Raw genomic sequence first — 20,133 nt, forward strand, 5'->3', positions numbered from 1 at the left:
ATGCCCTTGGCGCGCAGCGACCCGAGGATCCGGCGCACGAGCACCGGATTGCTCTCCAGACTCTCCGCGATCTTGTTGGACGACTGGAGCCCGTCGTCCTCCCACCGCGCGAGGAACGTCAACGCGTGGATGGCCACCGCCGTCCTGCTGCTGACCTTCATACCCCCACTCCCACGAACCGCAACTGCAACTGCAACTGCAACTGCAACTGCAACTGCAACTGCAACTGCAACTGCAACTGCAACTGCAACTGCAACTGCAACTGCAACTGCAACGAGGTTAGTTACAGTTCGCCCGCGGAGTCAACGCGCGGCGGGAGGGGTCCCGGGCGGCTTGAGGCACAGTGAGTCCCGCGCGCCCGCGAGACGCGATGTTCGGCGCCGAGGCACTCCACCCGCCCGGGAAGGTGATCCGCATGCAAAAGAAGTCGCTGTTCAATAGATTCCGACGGGATCGACACAAGGTAGGCGCCAAATCGGGCACGTATCGCGTTTCCTGGCCTCCCGGATATGCGGACGGCCGGCCTATCCGCGAGGTCAACCAGCCTTCGGGCCGCTACCTCATCGAGAGTTTCGGCAGCAGAGCGGAAGCCCTCGACTTTCTGCGCGGTTGCGAGGTGCGGGACGAGAAGGTCTACGTCATCGCGGAGACGCCCGAAGGCAACCTCGGCAAAGACCTCATCATGATTTTCGAGGAGGACGACGGAGCGTTCGTCGAGCTCGCCGACCGGAAGGCGCTGCCCGATCCTGCCTTCTCCCGGGAGAACTGCGCCCGCTGCGGCTATTCGGTGATCCCCGCGGCGGCGTTCCCTTCCGTTGAAGGCGCCGATGTCTCCTACCATCTCAACCTCGAAGACATGGAGATGAACGGGACCGGTTTCCAGTGCTCGTCGTGCAAGGGGCTCGCCTGTGCGCGGTGCTATCGGGCGACACTGCACAATCCACGTACGCAGGCCCCTTTGGACCTGCGGTGCTGGCTGTGCAACAGGGAGACAGAACTTTTCGCCCAGTGACCCCTTCGCGCCCGCAGGACTCGACCCGGCCGGCGGCTCAGGTGAGGTGGAAGGTGCGGACCAGAGGCGCCTGCCGGTGCGAGCGGCAGCGGCAGCGGCTCCTCGACTCCATGCAAACGACGGGCGAAGCGCTCCTGCGCGTCCGCGCCATCCTCGTCCCGCGGCCTCAGTGACCGTTGGGCTCGTCGCTCGGGCGCCCGGCCGGTTCCAGTGGCGGTAGCGCGTCCAGCCGTGCGTGGACCAGGCCGTCAGGGCATTCCTGCCCTGAGCCCGAACCATGACGGCAGGGCGAGCCGCTCGGCCCGCCTCGCCATCATGTACAACCGGGCGTGCGTCCGCTGTTCCTCACGCACCAACGCGAACCCCTGCGTCCGGTTGTAGCGGGCCACCCGCTCGGAGTGGCAGTGGCGCCGAACCCACGGCACCTCCAGCCGAGCGGCCCTATCGACCGCCCACCATGCCATCAACGTGCCCGGCTTCCGCTCACGCAGTGCCGGATCGGTGATCGACCCCGACAGGTACAACGCCGGCTCGTCGCGCTCCTCGTCGGTCCACCCCCACGGCGGGCCTTGCTCCTGCACGAGCATCTGCCCGACGACACCGTGCTCACCGTCCTGCAAGATCCACACGTCCCCGACAGGGTTGTCGCACTGTGCGACCAGGTCGTCCAGCGCGCCCCGCCAGCTCGCCAGTCCCCGATGCTCCAGCCAGGCACAACGAGCCTCCACCATCCTGGCGACCTCAGGACGATCGGCGCTCACCGCTGGACGCATCTCCATCACCGGCCACATTGTGCAGCAGCCGAACGTCCGCCGCGCAGGCGACCGGCGGGTGACCTGCGGCGGCTCAGCCGTGGCGGAAGGTGAGCAGGGTGGTGCCGTGGGCGGCGGCGAGGGTGGAACCGTCGCTGTCGAGGGCCCATTGCTCGTGAGAGGCAGGGACGCTTACGGGGTGGTTCCAGACGAGTCGTCCTGTCTTGGCGTCCCAGGCGTAGAGGCCCGAGTTCGCGGTGCCCGCCACGCCGATGAAGACCAGGCCGCCGGCGACGGTCACCTGGAGGACCTCGGAGGCGGGGGTGTCGGCGGACCAGAGGCGCCTGCCGGTGCGGGCGTCGAGGACGACGAGTCGCGGCGCGTCGAGGAGGTAGACGCATCGCTCGTCGACCGAGTAGTTCCGCGTCCAGTCGTCAGAGGAGGCCGACGTGTGGCTCCACCGCTGCCGGCCGGTGGACGCGTCCAGGGCGTAGAGGGTCGACCCGTTCACGTAGACCAGCCCGTTGGCCACGGTCACGTTGAGCTTGAGGGCGTCCTCGAAGTCGGGGTCCGCCGCGGCGTCGGGGAGTTCGGCGCTCCAGACCTTCCGGCCGGTCCCGGACGACAGCGCGTCGAGAGTGGTGCGGGAGGAACTGCTGAAGATCAGGTTGCCTTGCCGCGGCATCAGGTTCAGCGTCTCGCGCAAACCGGACCACCGGACCGCGCCCGTCGCGGTGTCGAGCGCGAATTGGCGGACGCCGCCCGTCTCCTCGTCCACTCCGACGAGGAGGGTGCGGCCCTGGAGGCCGTGGAGGACGGGGGGCGACTCCTGCGGCCACTCTCGGGTCCAGAGCCGGCGGCCGGTGGCGGGGTCCAGGCCGGTGACCGTCCCGTCTCCGGTGAGGGGCAGCAGGCCGCCGGCCGGGGCGAAGAGCTCGGGGAACTTGGATTTCGCCGGTGGCCGGTAGGTCCACTTGACCGCCTCGGTCTCGTCCATGGCGGTGACCGAGCCGTCGGAGGCGGCCAGCGTGTAGAGGAGCGTCGGTCCTGTGACCAGTTGGCCCGCTTCGGCCCAGATCTGCCGCTTGGTGGCGAGCGAGTAGCAGCGGATGTCGTCCTGGAAGACCTTGTGGGCGAGCACGATGACCACTCCGGGGCGGACGATGAGTTCGGTCAGCTCCTCGTCTTTGATCGTGGTGCGCCACAGCGGCTTCGGCGGGGCGAGCCGGTGCTCGTCCCGGCTCTGCGTGGCGGCGAGGGCCGCGGCGGTGCCGCCGCCGATGGCGGCGAGTCCGGCGGCGGCGGCACCGCCGAGCAGGAGTCGGCGGCGGGTGCGGGCCGCGGCGGCCGTCCGCAGGTCCAGGACGAGGGTGTCCTCCCGCCGCCGCAGCTCCTCGCCCATGTCGCCGGGGAGCCAGCCGGGCGCGACCGGCTCGGCGGCCAGCAGCGACGGCAGCAGCTTCGCGGGCGGACGCCGGTCGGGGTCCCGGCCGAGGCAGGCGGCCACCATCTTCGCCAGGGGCTCCGGGACGCCCCGCAGGTCGGGCTGTTCGTGCAGGGTCCGGTGGACGATCGCGGGGACCTCGCCCCTGCCGAACGGCGGACGGCCGGTAGCGGCGAAGGCCAGCACGGCGCCGAAGGCGAACACGTCGGCGGCCGGGGTGAGGCCCGTCCCGCGGATCTGCTCGGGGGCCATGTAGCCGGGCGAGCCGATGAACTGGCCTTCCGCGGTGAGCGTGGCGGAGTCGGCGGCCTTGCTGATGCCGAAGTCGATGACCTTGGGGCCGTCCTTGGCGAGCAGAATGTTGGCCGGTTTGAGGTCGCGGTGCAGCAGGCCCGCTTCGTGGATCGCGATCAGGGCCTCGCCCAGCCCGGCGCCGAGGGTGCGCAGCAGCGGCTCGGGCATGGGCCCGTACCGCTCGACCGCGTCCCTCAGGTTGAGCCCGTTGACGTACGCGACCGCCAGCCACGGGACGGTCCCGTCGGGTTCGGCTTCGACGACGGGGCCGGTGAACGCGCCGCTGACCTTCTGCGCGGCCTCGACCTCGCCCCGGAACCGGGCGCGGAAGTCGGGGTCTCCGGCGAGTTCCGGCCGGACGACCTTGACGGCCACCGCCCGTCCCGCCGGGGACGCGCCGAGGTAGACGACCCCCATGCCGCCCTCGCCCAGGCGCCGCAGCAGGCGGTACCGCCCGATGCGTTCGGGATCGCCAGGCTTCAGGTCCGACGCCGTCATTGCACCGCCTCGAATCGGTAGAGCCGCTTGTGGTCGGTCGCGAAGACGGACGAGCCGGACACCGCGACTTCCCAACCGTCCTCCCCGCCCGACTGTCCCTGGTGCGCCCACAGTGCCCGGCCGTCCGTCCCGGCGACGTAGACGCCCTCGGCCGATCCCGCCGGCGCCTTGAACGTGGCCGCGATGAGAGCGTCGCTCGCCGCGAAGGGCCTCAGAGAGACGAACGGTTCCGGTGCGACCAGCGTTCGCCGGTGAGCACCGGTCGCCTGGTCGAAGACCTCGATGACCTCGTTCTTGAAGGCCACGTCGGGGCCCGCGGGGACGACGGCGACGTACTGCTCGGCGGTGTTCCGCGACCACACGGTCTTCCCGTCGGCGGCGTCGACCGCCTGGACGGTGTCGCCGAAGTTGCCGAACACCCGCCCGCTGGCGAGGGCGATGTCCAGACTCCCCCTGTCCGGGCGGTTCTCGGGCCAGGTGCGGACCCAACGTTCGCGGCCGGTGCGAGGGTCGAGGCAGGTGAGAGAGGGGTCTCTGCTGAGGTAGACCCCGGACCGGTCGACGGTTCCCGACACGGCCTCCTCCTTCGGGACGTGCCACCGGACGTCACCGCTGGTCAGGTCCAAGGCCCAGAGGTCCTCCAGCGAATACACGAAGAGCATGTCGTCGAGGACGCCGAGGGGGGACCTGGGGAAGACGTCGAGCGGCCAGGGGAACTCCGTGGCCCTGCCGGTCCGGGTGTCCAGCAAGGTGACCTTCTGGTCACCGAGATTACCGGCCACGCCGCCGACGACGACGAAACGCGACCCGCGGGCGGTACCGTCCGCGTATGCGGCGCTGGCCTCGGCCTTCGTCCACAGCCGCCGCCCGGAGCCGGTGTCCACCCCGTACATCTCGTTCGCGCCGCCCCACAGAACGATGCCGTCCGCGACCAGCAGCTTCGAGGTTTCACCGACGGGCCGGGGCGGGTCGAACGTCCACACGGGCGGCGGCGCCGAGGCGAGGGGCGTCGCGCTTGGGGCCGGCTCGGCGGACGCGGCGGGCGCGGGGTCCTCGCGGGTCATCGCCCATCCCGCGGTCCCCGCGCCGATGCCCGCGACGGCGACCGCGGCGGCCAGTCCCAGGACCCGCCGCCGTCCGACCCCGCCGTCGACCCGCGGCGTCGGCGGGGGCGGCGCGACCGGCCGCGACGCCACCCGGTTCGCCTCGGCCTCCCGGTCCGCCACCTCCTGCCGCAGCAGCGGCGAGTCCAGCGCCCGGGGATCGGCGGGGGTCAGCGCGGCGAGCACCGACTCCAGCGCGGGACGTCCGGACGGGTCCTTGGCGAGGCAGGCGGCCAGCAGGTCGCGCAGCGACGCGGGGACGCCGTCGAGGGACGGCTCCTCGTACATGACCTCGTAGACCACCGCGGCCGAGTCGCGCTCGCCGAACGGCTTGGCGCCCGTCGCCGCGTAGACCAGGACGCCCGCGAGGGAGAACACGTCCGCCGCGGCCCCGGCGTCCTTGCTCTCGGCGATCTGCTCGGGCGCCATGTAGGCCAGCGTGCCGATCATCGCGCCGGTGCGGGTGACGCGCGTGGCGTCGGCGGTCCTGGCGATCCCGAAGTCGATGATCTTGGGGCCGTCCTCGGCGAGCAGGATGTTGCCGGGCTTGAGGTCGCGGTGCACCAGGCCGGCCCCGTGGATCGCGCGCAGCGCCTCGGCCAGCCCCGCGCCCAGCGCCCGGACGGCGGGCTCGTCCAGCGGCCCTCCCCGCGCGACGGCCTCGCCCAGCGTGGGCGCGGGGACGTACGCCGCGGCGAACCACGGGTGCGCCGCGTCGCCGTCGGCGTCCAGGATCGGCGCCGTGTAGAGCCCGCTCACCTTGCGCGCCGCGGCGACCTCCCGCCGGAACCGCGCCCGGAAGGCCGCGTCGTCGGCGAACTCCTGCCGGACGACCTTCAGCGCGGCCAGCCGCGCACCCGGCGACCGCGCGAGGTACACCGTCCCCATCCCGCCCGCCCCGAGCCGCGCGAGGATCCGGTACGGTCCGACGCGCGCGGGATCCCCTGGTCGCAGCGGCCGCACGTCCACCTCCCGGGCAAATGAACAGGTGCGGCTATTCAATCAGGCGGCCACGGCGCAACGCCCTGCCCGACGTTCGTGCGAACTCGTGCGTGCGCCGGTTCGGTGACGGACGTCCGGCGGTGGGTCACTTCTTCGAGGTGAGCACGATCATCCGTGGCACGTCCCCGCCGCCGGCCTCGACCGGGCCCAGGGCGCCTCGGTCGACGAAGACGCCGCCGCCCTTGACGAGGGCGTCGGGGAGCACGGTTTCCGCGGGCAGGGTGGTGATGGCGCCGGTGGCGGCGGCCACGGAGATCGGCACGGCGGGCTCGTCCCGTTGTTCGGGGCCCGCCGTGCCGTAGGCGACGCCGTCGTCGCCCACCGCGAACAGGGTGATCTCCTTGGCGCCTTCCTCTTGGCCGAGGCAGTGGCCTTTGCCCTGGCCGAGGTCGAACAGGGTGGCGGCCGAGGAGAGGTACGCGCCGTTGGGTGACAGGGCCGGCAGCCGCGGCAGCCGCCGATCGGGGTTGGGGATGTCCGCTTCGTAGTCGTGGGGCTCGGTGGCGCAAGGCGCGGTGGCCCGTACCTTGCCGTCCGCCGACTCGTGCACGGCCGTCAGCAGCTCCCGCCCGCCGGAGTGGGCGGCTTCGTCTCCCTTGGTCCACGTCGCGATCAGGTTCGTGCCCGCGGAGCCGACGAGAAGCCCGTTCGGCTTGCGGTCCGAGCCGCTGCTGACACTGGTCCAGGTCAGGACCGGGGCGGCGCCGGGCGGGGCGACCTGCGTGCTGTGCCACCCTCCGGCGGCACCGAATCCGCCGCCCTCGTAGGGGTCGTTCTGCTCCTCGGCGTTGGTGATCAGACCGCTCCGGCCCGCGTACGCGAAGGCGGGGTCGGGGTCGACCGCCTGGTTCCCGATCCGCACCTTGGCCGTCTCGCCGGAGACGGACACCTTTCCGTCCGGCGAGATCAGGTGGGTGTCACCGATCTCGTGCGAGACGACGATGCCGGCGCTCCCGGGGAAGACGTAAACGCGATCGTGTTCGACGCCGACGTCGGCGGTACCGGACGGAGCGACGTTCTCCCCGGACGCGTCGACCGGGTAGAAGGCGACGGAAACGACGGACCGCGCCTCGTGCAGTTCGTCTTCGGCTTTCTTACCGGCCATCCATACCGCGAAGTACTCGCGGGCGCCGCCGCTCACCAGGGTGATGACGGGCACGGCGGGAAAGGAGCCGGGCTTGCTCGCGATCTGGTCCTCCGTGACCTGCGGCGACTTCCACGGCCGGGCGGACGCCAGCAGTTCGCCCGCGGCGTCGCGCACCTTCAACGTGAAATCGTCCCGCCCCTTCTCCAGGTAGGCGATCCTTCCGCTCTTCGGCGAGACCGCGTACGGGAAGGGCTGCTCGGGCGCCAGCCAGCGGGCCTGGATCTCCCACCCGGCGGTGGCGTCGAACGCCGCGGGCGGCCGGATCCTGCTCTTCAGCGCCGGCTTGTCACCGCCGGCGCCGCCACCGCTTCCGCCGCTGCTCGCGCCCGCCGCCGCTTCCTCTCCGTCGCCCGGCGAGCACCCCGCCGATCCCGCGGCGAGCACCCCCGCGAGCGCGAGGACGGCGACGGCCTTGCTGGCTGCCATTCTTCTCCTTCGGCGACAGGGACGGCCCGAGGACCGGGCCGTGGAGGCAGGCGGCTGCCCCAAGATCGTTACCGGCACCAGGAAACCAGAGTGAGGCACCCGCCCGACACACCCGATCCCGACGCGCACCGGAACGATCCGGTCACCTCTTGGGCAGGGCGAGTGCGCAGAGGGCGAAGGCGATGGCGAACGCGGCCTGGACGAGCATGCAGACGGCGAGAGCCGTCGCGTAGACCTGCCCCACCGCGACCGCGCCCGATCCGGCGACGGCCGAACCGAGGAGTCCTCCGGCGACGGCGACGCCCAGCCCCATGGCCGCCTGCTGCACGGTCTGGATGACGCCGGACGCCGCCCCCGCGGAGGCCGCCGGGACATCGGCGATCATGGCTCCGACCAGCGGTCCGAACATGAGGGCCTGGCCGACGCCGACACCGACCAGCAGCGCGGCCAGCGTCCACGCGTCCAGGTCGTCGCTCTGCACGAGGACCGACCATGCGGTGACCGCCAGCATCACGGCCTGGACGATCCCGCCGATCGTGAGCAGGCGGCGGAACCCGAAGCGGGGCGCGAGCCTCCCCGACCAGATCGACGCGGCGAAGAAGCACAGCGCGAACGGCAGGAGCACGAGGGCGGCGTTCATCGGCGACCAGCCCAACCCGGTCTGCGTGGTCAGCGCATAGAGGAAGGTGAACGCGCCGAAGGCCGACTGGAGCATCAGCGCCATCACCAGCCCGAGCCGGTAGGGCTTCAGCCGCAGCAGCGGAGGCGGCACGAGGGGGGCGAGGTCGCGGCGGTGCAGCCGGTGCTGGCGCGTCCAGAACGCCGCGAACAGCACCGGGACGGCCGCCAGCAGGACCCGGCTCCACACCGGCCAGCCGAGCGCACCGCCCTGGGACAGCGGGACCAGCAGCGCGAGCAGCCCCGAGCCGAGCAGCGCGGTGCCGATCAGATCGAGGGAGCGGCGCCCCGGGGCGTCGGTGCCGGGCATCCAGCGCAGGGCGGCGAGGAACGCGACGACGCCCATGAGGACGCTCATCGCGAAGACGGTGCGCCAGGGCGCGCCGACCATCGGCACGGACAGCAGCACACCGCCGAGGACCTGGCCCACGGCCGTCGCGCCGCCCGCGGTGGCCCCGAACAGCGCGACGGCGCGGGCGCGCTCGCGCCCCTGCGTCGAGGCCGTGATCGTGGCCAGCACCTGCGGCACCATGGCCGCCGCGGACACCCCGGCGAGGGCGCGGGCGACGATCAGGACGGTGATGGTCGGCGCGAGCATCGAGGCGAGCGAGGCCGCCGTGAACCCGGCCATGCCGAGCAGGAAGAGCCGCCTCCTGCCGTACAGGTCGCCCAGCCGCCCGCCGACGACCATCGGCGCGGCGAACCCGAGGGTGTAGACCGACACCACCAGCGACTGCTCGGCCGCGGTCGCCCGCAGCGAGGCGCCGATGTCCGGCACGGCGATCCCGGTGGCGGCGAAGCTCACCACCGACAGGAGCAGCGCCGACAGCGCCGTCAGCAGGCCCGCCATGCCGAGCGTCGGGGAGGGCGCCTCGCCAGCGGTGGCCTTGTGGCGGTCTCGGATGTTCGGTGGAAGCGCATCGTTCTGCGCCGTCGGTCTCGAAGGCATGCTCCGACCCTGACGGCGCTCTTATCCAGGTACCAGGAGCCTGTTTATGGGGGTACTGGACGAACCTGGATGAGCTCATGCGGGTCCTGCAGGATGGGAGCATGACCGGCGTGCGACCTCCTGAGACCCGACGAGAGCTCGGTGCGTTCCTGCGCTCCCGGCGCGAACGGCTGACCCCGGACCGGGTCGGTCTCCCCGCGACCGGTCGCCGCCGCACGCCGGGTCTGCGGCGGGAAGAGGTCGCCGTGCTCGCCGGCGTGGGAGTCACCTGGTACACGTGGCTCGAACAGGGGCGGCCGATCAACGTCAGCACGCAGGTCCTGGCCGCGGTCGGCCGAGCACTGCGCCTGGACGACGCGGAGAAGCGGCACCTGGAGCGCCTCGCCGGCGTCCGGTCCGAGCCGAGCAGGCCGCCGGCGCTGGACGCTGCCCTGTCGGCGGCCTACCAGCCGGTGCTGGACAAACTCGACCCGTTCCCCGCGTGCCTGCAGACCAGTGCGTTCGACATCGTCGCCTACAACCGCGCCTACCGCTTCCTGTTCACCGACATGGACCGGATACCACCGCCCGAACGCAACTGCGCGCTCCAGTTCTTCACCGACGCCGAATGGCGGAGCCGCTACGTCGATGACGACGTCGTCGCTTCGCGGATGGTCGCCCACCTGCGCGCGGTCGTCGGCAGCACCGCCGGTTCCGGCGCGGTGGAGACCATCGAGAAGCTGCGGGGGCGCTCCGAGGAGTTCTCGGAGCTGTGGGACCGCCACGACGTCCTGCTCCAGCACCTGGAGACCAAGCGCCTGGACAGCCCTCTCGTCGGCATGCTCCGGCTCAACTTCGTCTCCACCAACGTCGCGGAGACCGGTCACCGACTCACCGTGATGACCCCGGCCGACGAGCCCACCTCGGAAAGGCTCGCTAAGCTGCCCGACCTGATCGCCGACACCGCACCCTGACGCCGTCCGGTCGGCATGGGCCGATCGCCCGGCCGGGGCGGCCTGTCAAGTAGACATCCGTGTCTCTTAGGACGATCATGTGGGCGGGACTCCGGCTTCGAAGCAGCGCCGCCCCGGACGTCCGTCACGGCGAGTGGCTGGGGGGACGCATGCCCGAGTGGACGCCTCTGCTGCCCACGGATCCGGCCGAGGTGGGGCCCTACCGCATCGAGGGTCGGCTGGGCACCGGCGGCCAGGGCGCCGTCTACGTCGGCCGTACCGCTTCGGGCGAGCGTGTGGCGGTGAAGCTGCTCCATCCGCATCTGGTGATCGACGAGCGGGCTCGGGCGCGCTTCCTCAGAGAGGTGGAGATCGCCAAACGCGTCGTGCCCTTCTCCACGGCACAGGTGCTCGACAGCGGCGTGGTGAACGGACAGCCCTACATCGTCAGCGAATTCGTGGACGGGCCGTCGCTGCACGAGTCCGTGCGCGGGACGGGGCCGCGCGGCGCAGCCGCGCTGGAACGGCTCGCGCTCAACACCGCGACGGCTCTGGCGGCGATCCACCAGTCCGGCATCGTCCACCGGGATTTCAAGCCGGGCAACGTCCTGCTCGGCCCGGACGGCCCGGTGGTGATCGACTTCGGGATCGCCCGAGCGCTGGACGTCAGCCGGTCGCTGACCGCGGGCCAGATCGTCGGCACCCCGGGCTACATGGCGCCCGAGCAGTTCTCCGATCACGAGGTCGGGCCCGCCGCCGACCTGTTCGCGTGGGGGGCGACCATGGTCTTCGCCGCCACCGGCGAGCCGGCGTTCGGCGGCGACTCGCTCCCCGCGGTGATGCGGTCGATCCTCGAGGACGAGCCGCACCTGGACGGACTGGACGGCCGGCTCGCGCCCCTCGTCCGCGCCTGCCTGGCCAAGGACCCGGCCGACCGTCCCACGTCCGCGGAGGTCGTGGACAGCCTGCGTGCCCTGCCGGGCCAGGCCCGGCAGCCCATTGGCCCACCGCCGACCAGGCAGGACACGGCCGCACTGTCCCCCGAACCCGCCGAGCCCGCCGAACGGCCCGGGCACAGTGACGCGCCCACCGTGGCGGACGAGCCTGGCGGGCGGCGCGGGGACGCTCCCTCGGACGCCGAACCGGACCGGGACGCCACGACGACTCGGCCGTCCGGTAACGCCGGGGTCCACCGCCGGGTCTGGGCGGGCCGCGGCCTCCTCGCCCTCGCCCTGCTCGCCGTGCTCGGCCTCGGCTACGTCGTCTTCCCCGGTCTCGGAGGCGACGACGGGGCGGAGGCGGCCCCGCTCGTCGGCGTCACCTTGCCGCACCCCTTCTCGGAACGCTGGACCAACGACGGCGACCGCCTGAAGTCGAAGCTGGAGCAGCTCGGTTACCGGGTCGACCTCCAGTACACCGACGACGCTGCCGCCCAGGCGGACGAGATCGACGACCAGATCGGCGAAGGCGCCCGGCTGCTGATCGTCGCCTCGGCCGGCGACCCGGCGATCGCGGAGCGGCTGCGGGCGGCGGCCGGCAAGAACATCCCGGTCATCGCCTACGATCTGCTCGTCCGCGACTCTCCGGACATCGACTACTACACGTCCTTCGACCAGCGCGAAGTCGGGCGGCAGCAGGCGACGTCCCTGCTGGTGGGGCTCGGGCTCAGAAAGCCGGACGGTTCGGGGGGCCCGGCACGAGGCTCCTTCGCCATCGAACTGTTCGCCGGTTCGCCGGAGGACCCCAGCGCACGGAGTTTCTTCGACGGCGCGATGGACGTCCTGAAGCGGTACATCGACTCGGAACGGCTCGTCGTCGAGAGCGGCCAGACGGACTTCGGCACCGTCGCGACAATGCGCTGGGACGCGACGACGGCGGGCAAGCGGATGGACGACCTCATCACCCGCCACTACGGCGGCGGGACGACGGTCCAGGGTGTGCTGTCGCCGTACGACGGCCTGTCGAGGAGCATCCTGTCGGCGCTGGAATCCCGCGGCTACGGGACGCGCGAACGGCCGTACCCGGTCATCACCGGGCAGGGCGCCGAGGCGGAGTCCGTCAGATCGATCATCGCCGGGGAGCAGTACTCGACGGTCCTCAACGACACGCGGCGGCTCGCCGACACCACGGCGAAGCTCGCCGACACCCTCCTGAAGGGGGACGAACCGCAGGTCACCGGCACCCAGGACAACGGGGCGAAGACCGTCCCCGCCTACCTGCTCGAACCGGTCACCGTGGACAAGGGCAACTACGAGCAGCAGCTCATCGCCACGGGCTACTACACCGAAAGCCAAGTGCGGTAAACCCCGTGTCGGGCCCGTCCGTGATCCGCAGCACGGTGGCACCGGCTTTGACCAGCCGTTCCACCGTGGCCTTGACCCGCTGTACGCGGACGTCCAGTGGGACGTCAGGTCCCCCGCCGACCTTCAGGTCGAAGTGCCAGCGGTTCTTGGCGACCTTCGGCTCCGGAACCTGCTGGAACCACACCCTCGGGCCGCGCCCCGCGGGATCGATGATCGACTCCGGCGTGTCCCCGGCACCGGGCGGCAGCTCTGCCTCGGGCACTCCCGCCGCCGCCCAGTGGGCACGCCACGTGGCGTGCCCGCCCGGCGGAGGCTCGGGCACGTAGTTCAGCGCCTCGGCCCAGAAAGTCACCATTTTCTGCGGATCGGAGCAGTCGATCGTCAGCTGCACTGTCATCTCCATGCTCGAAGCATCCCAGGCAGCTCTGACAGACAATCCGCTTTCGCGACAAGCCTCAAAAGACGCCGCTCGCGTCCGGGCGTCTATCAAGCCGCACTGAAACAGCCGCACTGGTCGCGGGGTAGAGGTTTCAATGCGCGGCCAGACTTATCGTTCCACGCAGACCGTGTGGGGTGGTTCGGGGTAGGCGAAAGCGACCGGTTGTGTCGGGTCGGCCGGACGGGCGGCGCCCTGAGCGCACGCGTCCTTGTCGGCCCTGCCCGGCACCACCGCCACGACCCGGTAGCTCGCCGACGGCCCGCACGCCACCTTGGTGACCGTTCCGGTGGGAAACCCGATCTCCTGGTGGAAGCAGTCTCCGACCTTCGCGTTCAGCATGAGGCACAGTCGCCAGCCATCGCCTCTGCTCGGCGAGTTCCTGACGTATCCGTAGGTGTTGTCGCCGCAGTGCTCGTTGCCGTCCAGCCGCATGGCCACCTTGTAGGCGGCGTCCGGCGCGGTGCAGGAAACGATGCGGGCCTCCTGCGGCGAGCCCAGCTTGCCGCCCTGCTCTTCCGCCGCCACGCAGTCTCCCGGCGCGGCGCGGCTGAGGGCGTCTTCAGCCGCGCAACCGGCCAGGACGGCCGCGACCGGCAGGGCGGCGACGGCCGCGCGGGCCGTCAAGCCACCGGTCCGCCGGAGCCGAGCCCGGATCGCGCCGAACATTCGCACCTGCTGAAGGTGGGCCTGCGACATCGCTGCATTACCGCTTTCGTTGAACTTTCACGGACCGATCGTCGACCATACCGCGACCGGATTGGCCGGTCGACACATCGGGCTGCGTCTTCTCCGCCGCCGATCCCCCTTACGTGGAAGGGGTCACTCCCCTTGCGCGGGAAAGTGCGTGGCTACACTTGTCCTAGGGCTCGCCGATATGACGAGACAAGCGGCGCGCAGCCTGGATCAGGGGCCTCTCCCAGACCCACTACGTGATGACCGGATACCGGATCGAGCCCCGGCGGCCGACCGCTGCGGGCGCCGCGCCGCAGCCGGTGGCGGGCCTGGTCGGCGGGCTCGTGGCCGCGATGCCCCGCCGCCGCAGATCGCGGCGGATCGCGCGGGACGAGAATCGCCTTGTCGGCCCGCACCCGTCCGGGCCGCGTGCGCGGGTGCCCGCCGCCGCTCCGGACGACCCGGATCCCGGCCATGACCGCCTCGACCTGCGGTGCGTCGCCACGCCGCCCGGCGGCGACCACCAGCGACAAGGGTTCGTGTCCCTGCTCGCAGGCCGGGTGCAGCTTGGCCGACAACCCGCCCCGCGACCGTCCAGGGCGTGGTTCCGCCGGGCGGTTCGGCCTGCTCGTCGCCGTGGCGGCGGGCTCCGGCGACGTGCTGGTGGGCGTGCAGGACGGTGGAATCAAGGCCGATCCGCCAGCCGATCAGCCCAGCGGCGTCGGCCCCGGCCTGCGGCCCGGCCAGGACGTTCGCCCAGGCCCCGCCGCGTTGCCGGCAGGGCGGGCCACTTCAAAACAGGCTTTAGGCGCGTCCTCCCGGATAGGGCGTGGGCGGCTCGGGCTTCGGTCGGGGGCTCCGGTAGCGTGGCGGCCTAACGCTTGCTCGGGAGGCGGCCATGGGACAGGTGGTGGAGGAGCGGCTCGGGGTGGGGGTGCCCACCCGGGTGTTCACCTTCTTCTTGCGGTTCTGGTTGCGGCCGCTGATGCGGTATGTGCTGTTCACTCCGTTCGGGATGCGGTTGTGGAAGGTGCTCGACCCGCTGTGCGTGGTGATGGTGACGCCGCCGGGGACACGGCGGGCCGCGGTGCCCTTCGACGGGTTCGCCGCGGAGTGGGTGCTGGGGCCCGGGGTGAGCGCGGCCCGCGGGCGAGGACGGGTGATCCTCTACCTGCACGGGGGCGGGTTCGTGGTCGGCAGTCTGCGGACGCACCGGCGGATGGTGGCGCGGTTGTCGGCGGCGTCGGGGGCGCCCGCGCTGTCGGTGGCCTACCGGCAGTTGCCCGGCACGTCGCTGCTCGGGTCGATCGCCGACTGCGTGGCGGCGTACGAGTTCCTGTTGGACGAGGGGTACCGGGCGGACGAGATCGTGATCGCCGGGGACTCGGCGGGCGGGTTCCTGACGTTCGCGACCGCGCTCCAGGCCGTCCTGGACGGGCTGCCCGCGCCCGGCGGCCTGGTCGCGATGTCGCCGCTGACCAACCTCGACCACGCCGACAAGCTCGCGCACGCCAACCTGCCGCTCGACCCTTACATCCCCGGCGCGCTGCTGCCGGAGCTCACCCCGGTGCTGCTCGGCGGCCTCGCGCTGGAACCGCTGCACTCGCCCGTCAACGGCGCCCTCGCCGCGATGCCGCCGACCCTGATCCACGTGGGGTCGACCGAGGTGCTGCTGGTGGACGCCGAGCTGATGGCCCGACGCCTGTCGGACGCCGGGGTGCCCGTCACCCTCGTCGTCTGGGACCGCCAGCCCCACGTCTTCCAGATCTTCGCCGACTTCTGCCGCGAGGGCCTGCGCTCCATCGAGGAGATGGGCGCCTTCGTCCGCGACCTGCCCGCCGCCGGCGAGAAGGCCGCCTGAGCCCACCGGCAACGCATGCCGACCGGCCGACCGGTCGCTTTCCCGGGATGGACCGAGGTGTCCTGGGCCCGGTCGAGGCCGGCGGCGGGACGCGCCACGCGCGCGCCCCCCGGCAACGCCACGTGGGACAGACCGCGCGCAGGCACCCGGGCCGGACGGACCCGATCGACATCCTGGCCGCCCCGGCACCGACGCACGCCCAGGCGGCCCGGACGGCGTCGCTGATGGCGTTCGTCCTGCTCGGCGGCACGCTGCTGCCGATCGACCGGGTCACCACGGACCGCCCTCCCGCTCGGGGAAGCCGACGAAACGCGAGGTGAACGGGCGGGTCCTCGCCGATCCGGCCGGGGGGCTGCTGCGGGCTTCCCCGGCCCCCTGCCCCCGGCTGTCCACGACGTCCGCGCGGCCCGAGAACCCGGCGTGATCGACGCCCGGGCCGACAACGGCGTCCCCTGCTGGGCCGACCATGCCTGCCAGGGCGCCGGGCGCCGAGGGCCGTCAGCTCTCCGTTTGCTCGGCGGGCGGGAGCGCGGCGCGCGTCGTGAGGCTGGGCCGGGCGGGTGGGGTCAGCGGGCGGGGGCCGGGAGGTGGAGTAGGGCTCGGAGGCGGGTGAGGAAGCCTGCGGGACGGCGGTGGGTGGCGGCGTGGCGGTGGTGGTCGGTGGGGCGGCGGCTCGGTCGGCGTGAGGTCGGGGACGTCCCGGCGTGTGGGACCGGACGGGGTCGGGGACGGACGGGCGGGCGGGGTTCGAGGCGGGGGCGCAGCTCCGGCGGTGGCACCGGACGGGACGGTTGCGCCGGACCGACCGGGACCGGGACGGCGACCGGGCTCGCCAGCGGCGCCGGGGACTCGGGCGGGGCCGGGGCCCTGGACGGGAGCGGGGTCGCCGCCGGAACCGGGCGCGGGGGCGGGGGTGCTGGCGGGGCCGGGCGCGAAGGTGGTGGGCGGGTGGCGGACAGGGCCGTCTGGATCATGTCGGCGAGGGTGGCGGGGCAGGCGGCCTCCAGGAGGCGGTCGCCGACCATCGACCACCAGGACCCCGTCCACTCCCCGTGCCAGGACGGGACGCCGGGGAAGCGGCGGGCCAGGGCCGCCTGGACCTGCTCGGGATCGTGGTCCAGCCAGGCCGGGAAGGGGCCTGCGGCTGCGTTGTGCTCGTCGTGCATGGATCGGACCTCCGTTTTCCGATCGGGCCCCCGGCCCGGCGCCGTCCTCGTCGACGGCACTCGCGGACATGCATGCGCGGGGGGCTCACACCTGCGCCACCACCTCGAACCGGCCCGGACGGGCGGACGTGCGGCGGCGGGACGCCTCGGCAGACGTGCCCGGACGGGCTGGGCCCGGCGGCGGCGAACGCCTTTCCGGCACCCGGGGATGACGCCAGGGCACCGGTCACGCCGGTCGAAGCTGCGGGCGAGGAAGCGGAGGGACGGTGCGGACGTGAGGGGGCCGTCCCCCCGCTCACGACCTCACGGGTTCAGAACCGCGAAGACGACCTTGCCGGTGTTGCCGGACAGGGGACGCACGCCCCAGTAACGCGTGTACTGCTCGACGACGAACAGGCCGCGCCCGGACTCGCCGTCCAGGTCGGCCCGCTGCACGCGCGGCTCCTCCCAGTGGGAGTCCTGGACCTCCATCCAGAGCGAGCCGTCCTCGTTGTGCCCGAGCCGGAACGTGACGTCGTCCGGCCCGGTCGTGTGCCGGATCGCGTTCGTGACCAGCTCACTCGCGACCAGGCACGGGACGAAGTCGTCCACCCCGGACGGCGCCAGCGTGAGCCGTATGAACCCCCGAACCTCCGCGACCGACCCGAGGTGGCGCTTGACCACCATCTCCGCATGCGTCGCCTCGATCATGCGCCCAGCTCCCATCACTGTGTGTGGTGAACACCACACATTCAGCCACTTTCGGAGCTACGATCGGCATGCCACAGCAAAGTGGCGACCAAGAGCACGGCCCCCGCCGTAGGTGCAAATTACCGGGAGAGGTAAGTGATCATGGCGGTACGGCGTCAGCGTCCCCAGGAATCCCCCGCCCTCGTCGCGCTCGGACGTCAGATGCGGCGGCTCCGCGAGGCCAAGACCATCAAGCAGGAGACGATCGCCAACCTGACGAAGGTCAGCCCCGCCCAGGTAAGCCGGATCGAGGCCGGTAAGAAGCGCGCGACCCGCTCCTACGTCGAGCTAGTGGACGACTACCTCGAAGCGGGCGGGGCGCTCATCAGCCTGTGGGCGGACCTGAACAAGGACGGCCATCCGGTTCCGATCTGGTTCGACTGGCCACAGGTCGAAGCCGACGCCATCGAGCTGGTCACATGGCAGCACACAATCGTCCCCGGCCTCTTGCAGACCGTCGACTACGCTCGCGCCTTTCTGAGCAATGACGAAGCCGTAGAAGCCCGCATCGCACGTCAAAGCATCCTCACCAGGGAAGAACCGGCCCCCACCATCCTCACTGCCCTCTTGAGTGAGGCCGTGCTCCACTACGCCATCGGCTCAGCCAAGGTGATGCAAGAGCAGGTTGCACACCTCATCGCCCAGAGCGAACTCCCGAACGTCGTCATCCAGGTCGTACGAAATAACTGGCGTCCAGCCGGAACGGGCGGCGCCTTCGTGGTGGCTACCATGGAGGACCGCAGCGAGGTGGCATATATGGAGACGGTCGTCCGCGGTATCACGACCGACAACCCGGCCGACCTGACGCCAATCTCAGCCGCACTGAGAGAGTTGCGAGCGAAGGCGCTCCCAGAGGACATGTCACGCGATGTGATGAGAGAGGCGCTTGAGAGATGGACCTAAGCAAAGCGACCTGGCGCAAGGCAAGCCGGAGCGGCGAGAACGGCGGCGACTGCGTCGAACTTGCCGCGCTTCCCGGCACGGTAGCCGTCCGGGACAGCAAGGACCCGGACGGGCCGGTTCTCTTGGCCCGCCCGTCCGTGCTGCGCGAGGCCGTCCGGGCCGCCTCGGACGCGCGCTGAGCAGAACTCCCCCTCACTCCCCTCGGCCGCCGGTGTGGACGACGGCGCCGACCACGAGCTTGCCGATGCCGTCGCGGTCGGCGTCGCGGCGCAACCGTTGACCATCGATGCACGGGGCGGTGGTTACGGTGCGAACGTAGTCGGCGTGGACGTGGATGCGGCGGCGCCGCACGTCGGGGTCGAGTTGCCCGTGTGGCGGTGACGGCTCCATTACGTTGGTGGACGTCTCGCAAGCACAGCGGCAAACGAAGGGACCTCCATGGCGTCGCAGCAGTTCGAACCGCCGTCGGGGACGCGGGACTTTCTCGCGACCGACCTCTATCAGCGTGAACGGGTCTTCGAGGCGGCACGGTCGGTGTTCACCCGGTACGGGTTCGAGCCGCTGCAGACCCCGGCGTTCGAGCGCCTGGAGACCCTGACCGGCAAGTACGGGGACGAGGGCGACAAGCTCATCTTCAAGATCCTCAAGCGTGGTGCGCACGAGGCGAGCGGCGAGGCGGACATGGCGCTGCGCTACGACCTGACCGTCCCGCTGGCACGGGTGGTCGCCGCGCACGGCAGCCGCCTCCCCACCCCGTACAAGCGGTACGCGATCGGGCCGGTCTGGCGGGCCGACCGCCCCGGCAAGGGCCGGTTCCGCGAGTTCACCCAGTGCGACATCGACATCGTCGGGTCGTCGTCGCCCCTGGTGGAGGCCGAAGTGGTGTGCGCGGGGGCGGACGCGCTCGACGCGATGGGCGTCCGGGACTTCACGATCCTCGTCAACAGCCGGCGGGCGCTGTCCGGCCTGATGCAGGTGTACGGCGTCGCCGCGGACCGGGCGGCGGGCGCGCTGATCACCCTGGACAAGCTGGACAAGCAGGAGCCGGCGTCCGTGGTCGCCGAGCTGGTGGAGGCGCGCGGCCTGGACCGGGGCATCGCCGGGGAGCTGGTCCGGGACGTCACCGCCGACGACGCCGTGGAGCGGATGCGCGCGGCGCTGAAGGACAACGCGGACGGCCGCGAAGGACTCGCCGAGGTGGACCGGCTGCTGGAGCTGGCGGGGCCGCACGTCGGCGCGGCACGCATCCGGTTCGCGCCGAACCTCGTGCGCGGGCTGGACTACTACACCGGGGCGATCTGGGAGGTGGTGTCGCCGGGGATGCCGGGCTCGATCGCGAGCGGGGGCCGGTACGACCACCTGATCCGGACTCTCGGCGGCCCGGACGTGACCGCGTGCGGGTTCTCGATCGGGGTCGAGCGCATCATCGGCGCACTGGGAGACGCCGACGATGGGACGGACCGTATCGACATTGCGGTCACGATCATGAACGACGACTACGCCACGGACGCCCTCGGTTTCGCGCAGGGGTTCCGGCGTGCGGGGTGGCGGGCGGAAGTCTTCCTCGGCACCAGCAAGAAGCTGGGCAAGCAGCTCAAATGGGCGGCCGACCGTCGCGCCCGGTTCGCCTTGCTGCAAGGCGACAGCGAGCACGCCGAGGAAGCGGTCACGATCAGAAACATGGAGACCGGCGACCAGCAACGGGTTCCGGTCACCGACCTCTTCACAGCCCTCGATTCCGAACTCAGGATGTAGGTGCACCTCGCACCGTCCGAGCATCGGAGGCAGGCATGGGAGCGCAAGGAGATCGAATCTTCGCCGCC

The 20,133-nt window shown here is 71.7% G+C and carries 18 protein-coding genes and 1 pseudogene; 9 read left to right on the top strand and 10 right to left on the bottom strand.

The features are described 5' to 3' along the window. Positions 1-161 (bottom strand): Rrf2 family transcriptional regulator (locus tag H505_RS52805; protein WP_211238583.1); only part of this gene is annotated, 161 nt, incomplete at its 3' end. Between the two features lie 254 nt (positions 162-415). Here H505_RS52805 and H505_RS0129810 point away from each other — a divergent pair. Then, positions 416-1,012, top strand: a complete 597-nt coding sequence (locus H505_RS0129810; protein WP_157433184.1) for a hypothetical protein — start codon at positions 416-418, stop codon at positions 1,010-1,012. A gap of 248 nt (positions 1,013-1,260) precedes the next feature. On the opposite strand, the gene H505_RS0129820 is transcribed toward H505_RS0129810, so the two are convergent. The 5 genes from H505_RS0129820 to H505_RS45165 all read right to left on the bottom strand — a co-directional run bounded on the left by H505_RS0129820 (position 1,261) and on the right by H505_RS45165 (position 9,305). Further along, positions 1,261-1,791 carry a hypothetical protein gene (locus H505_RS0129820; RefSeq protein WP_034520550.1) on the bottom strand — a complete coding sequence of 177 codons (531 nt, stop codon included), beginning with the start codon at positions 1,789-1,791 and terminating at the stop codon, positions 1,261-1,263. Positions 1,792-1,858: 67 nt separating this feature from the next. Beyond that, entirely contained in the window at positions 1,859-4,000 is a 2,142-nt protein-coding gene (locus H505_RS48195) for a serine/threonine-protein kinase (RefSeq protein WP_051301315.1), read from the bottom strand. Continuing rightward, positions 3,997-6,066, bottom strand: a complete 2,070-nt coding sequence (locus H505_RS48200) for a protein kinase domain-containing protein (protein WP_169528875.1) — start codon at positions 6,064-6,066, stop codon at positions 3,997-3,999. The genes H505_RS48195 and H505_RS48200 overlap by 4 nt, the downstream gene beginning before the upstream one ends. A gap of 124 nt (positions 6,067-6,190) precedes the next feature. Further along, complete coding sequence (locus H505_RS0129835) at positions 6,191-7,678, bottom strand: hypothetical protein (RefSeq protein WP_026404899.1); 1,488 nt, start codon at positions 7,676-7,678, stop codon at positions 6,191-6,193. A 142-nt stretch (positions 7,679-7,820) separates the two neighbouring features. After that, a complete protein-coding gene (locus H505_RS45165; RefSeq protein ID WP_245592660.1) occupies positions 7,821-9,305 on the bottom strand; it encodes an MFS transporter in 1,485 nt (494 codons plus the stop codon). Between the two features lie 101 nt (positions 9,306-9,406). On the opposite strand from H505_RS45165, the gene H505_RS45170 reads away from it, so the two are divergent. Both H505_RS45170 and H505_RS51230 read left to right on the top strand, forming a co-directional pair. Beyond that, positions 9,407-10,258: a helix-turn-helix transcriptional regulator gene (locus H505_RS45170; RefSeq protein ID WP_034520531.1), complete on the top strand. Its 852-nt coding sequence runs from the start codon at positions 9,407-9,409 to the stop codon at positions 10,256-10,258. Positions 10,259-10,407: 149 nt separating this feature from the next. Further along, positions 10,408-12,540: a substrate-binding domain-containing protein gene (locus H505_RS51230; protein WP_211238582.1), complete on the top strand. Its 2,133-nt coding sequence runs from the start codon at positions 10,408-10,410 to the stop codon at positions 12,538-12,540. Here H505_RS51230 and H505_RS0129855 read toward each other — a convergent pair. Both H505_RS0129855 and H505_RS45180 read right to left on the bottom strand, forming a co-directional pair. Then, the gene (locus H505_RS0129855) at positions 12,500-12,931 is read right to left on the bottom strand and encodes a VOC family protein (RefSeq protein ID WP_245592661.1); all 432 of its coding nucleotides are present in this window, start codon (positions 12,929-12,931) and stop codon (positions 12,500-12,502) included. The two genes, H505_RS51230 and H505_RS0129855, sit on opposite strands and share 41 nt — an antisense overlap. A 156-nt stretch (positions 12,932-13,087) precedes the next feature. Continuing rightward, positions 13,088-13,675, bottom strand: a complete 588-nt coding sequence (locus H505_RS45180) for an LppU/SCO3897 family protein (RefSeq protein WP_034520534.1) — start codon at positions 13,673-13,675, stop codon at positions 13,088-13,090. Positions 13,676-14,549: 874 nt separating this feature from the next. Between H505_RS45180 and H505_RS0129865 the strand changes: the two genes are divergently transcribed. Together H505_RS0129865 and H505_RS52080 are read left to right on the top strand one after the other, a co-directional pair. Beyond that, a complete protein-coding gene (locus H505_RS0129865; protein WP_026404901.1) occupies positions 14,550-15,512 on the top strand; it encodes an alpha/beta hydrolase in 963 nt (320 codons plus the stop codon). A gap of 170 nt (positions 15,513-15,682) precedes the next feature. Beyond that, positions 15,683-15,998 (top strand): annotated as a pseudogene (locus H505_RS52080) (IS5/IS1182 family transposase); the annotation flags it as partial. An 80-nt stretch (positions 15,999-16,078) separates the two neighbouring features. Here H505_RS52080 and H505_RS50185 read toward each other — a convergent pair. Then, the gene (locus H505_RS50185; protein WP_157433185.1) at positions 16,079-16,678 is read right to left on the bottom strand and encodes a hypothetical protein; all 600 of its coding nucleotides are present in this window, start codon (positions 16,676-16,678) and stop codon (positions 16,079-16,081) included. Between the two features lie 303 nt (positions 16,679-16,981). After that, positions 16,982-17,368 carry an ATP-binding protein gene (locus H505_RS50190; protein WP_051301317.1) on the bottom strand — a complete coding sequence of 129 codons (387 nt, stop codon included), beginning with the start codon at positions 17,366-17,368 and terminating at the stop codon, positions 16,982-16,984. Positions 17,369-17,509: 141 nt separating this feature from the next. Between H505_RS50190 and H505_RS45195 the strand changes: the two genes are divergently transcribed. The 4 genes from H505_RS45195 to hisS are packed head-to-tail and all read left to right on the top strand — an operon-like array spanning position 17,510 to position 20,065. Beyond that, a complete protein-coding gene (locus H505_RS45195) occupies positions 17,510-18,310 on the top strand; it encodes a helix-turn-helix domain-containing protein (RefSeq protein ID WP_245592664.1) in 801 nt (266 codons plus the stop codon). Beyond that, positions 18,301-18,489: a DUF397 domain-containing protein gene (locus H505_RS0129890; RefSeq protein WP_026404903.1), complete on the top strand. Its 189-nt coding sequence runs from the start codon at positions 18,301-18,303 to the stop codon at positions 18,487-18,489. Before H505_RS45195 ends, H505_RS0129890 begins: the two co-directional genes overlap by 10 nt. A 34-nt stretch (positions 18,490-18,523) precedes the next feature. After that, a complete protein-coding gene (locus H505_RS50195; protein ID WP_157433186.1) occupies positions 18,524-18,691 on the top strand; it encodes a hypothetical protein in 168 nt (55 codons plus the stop codon). 57 nt (positions 18,692-18,748) lie between these two features. Next, entirely contained in the window at positions 18,749-20,065 is a 1,317-nt protein-coding gene (hisS, locus tag H505_RS0129900; protein WP_026404904.1) for a histidine--tRNA ligase, read from the top strand. The last annotated feature ends 68 nt before the right edge of the window (positions 20,066-20,133 follow it).

The organism is Actinomadura rifamycini DSM 43936 (assembly GCF_000425065.1).
Classification (GTDB): domain Bacteria; phylum Actinomycetota; class Actinomycetes; order Streptosporangiales; family Streptosporangiaceae; genus Spirillospora; species Spirillospora rifamycini.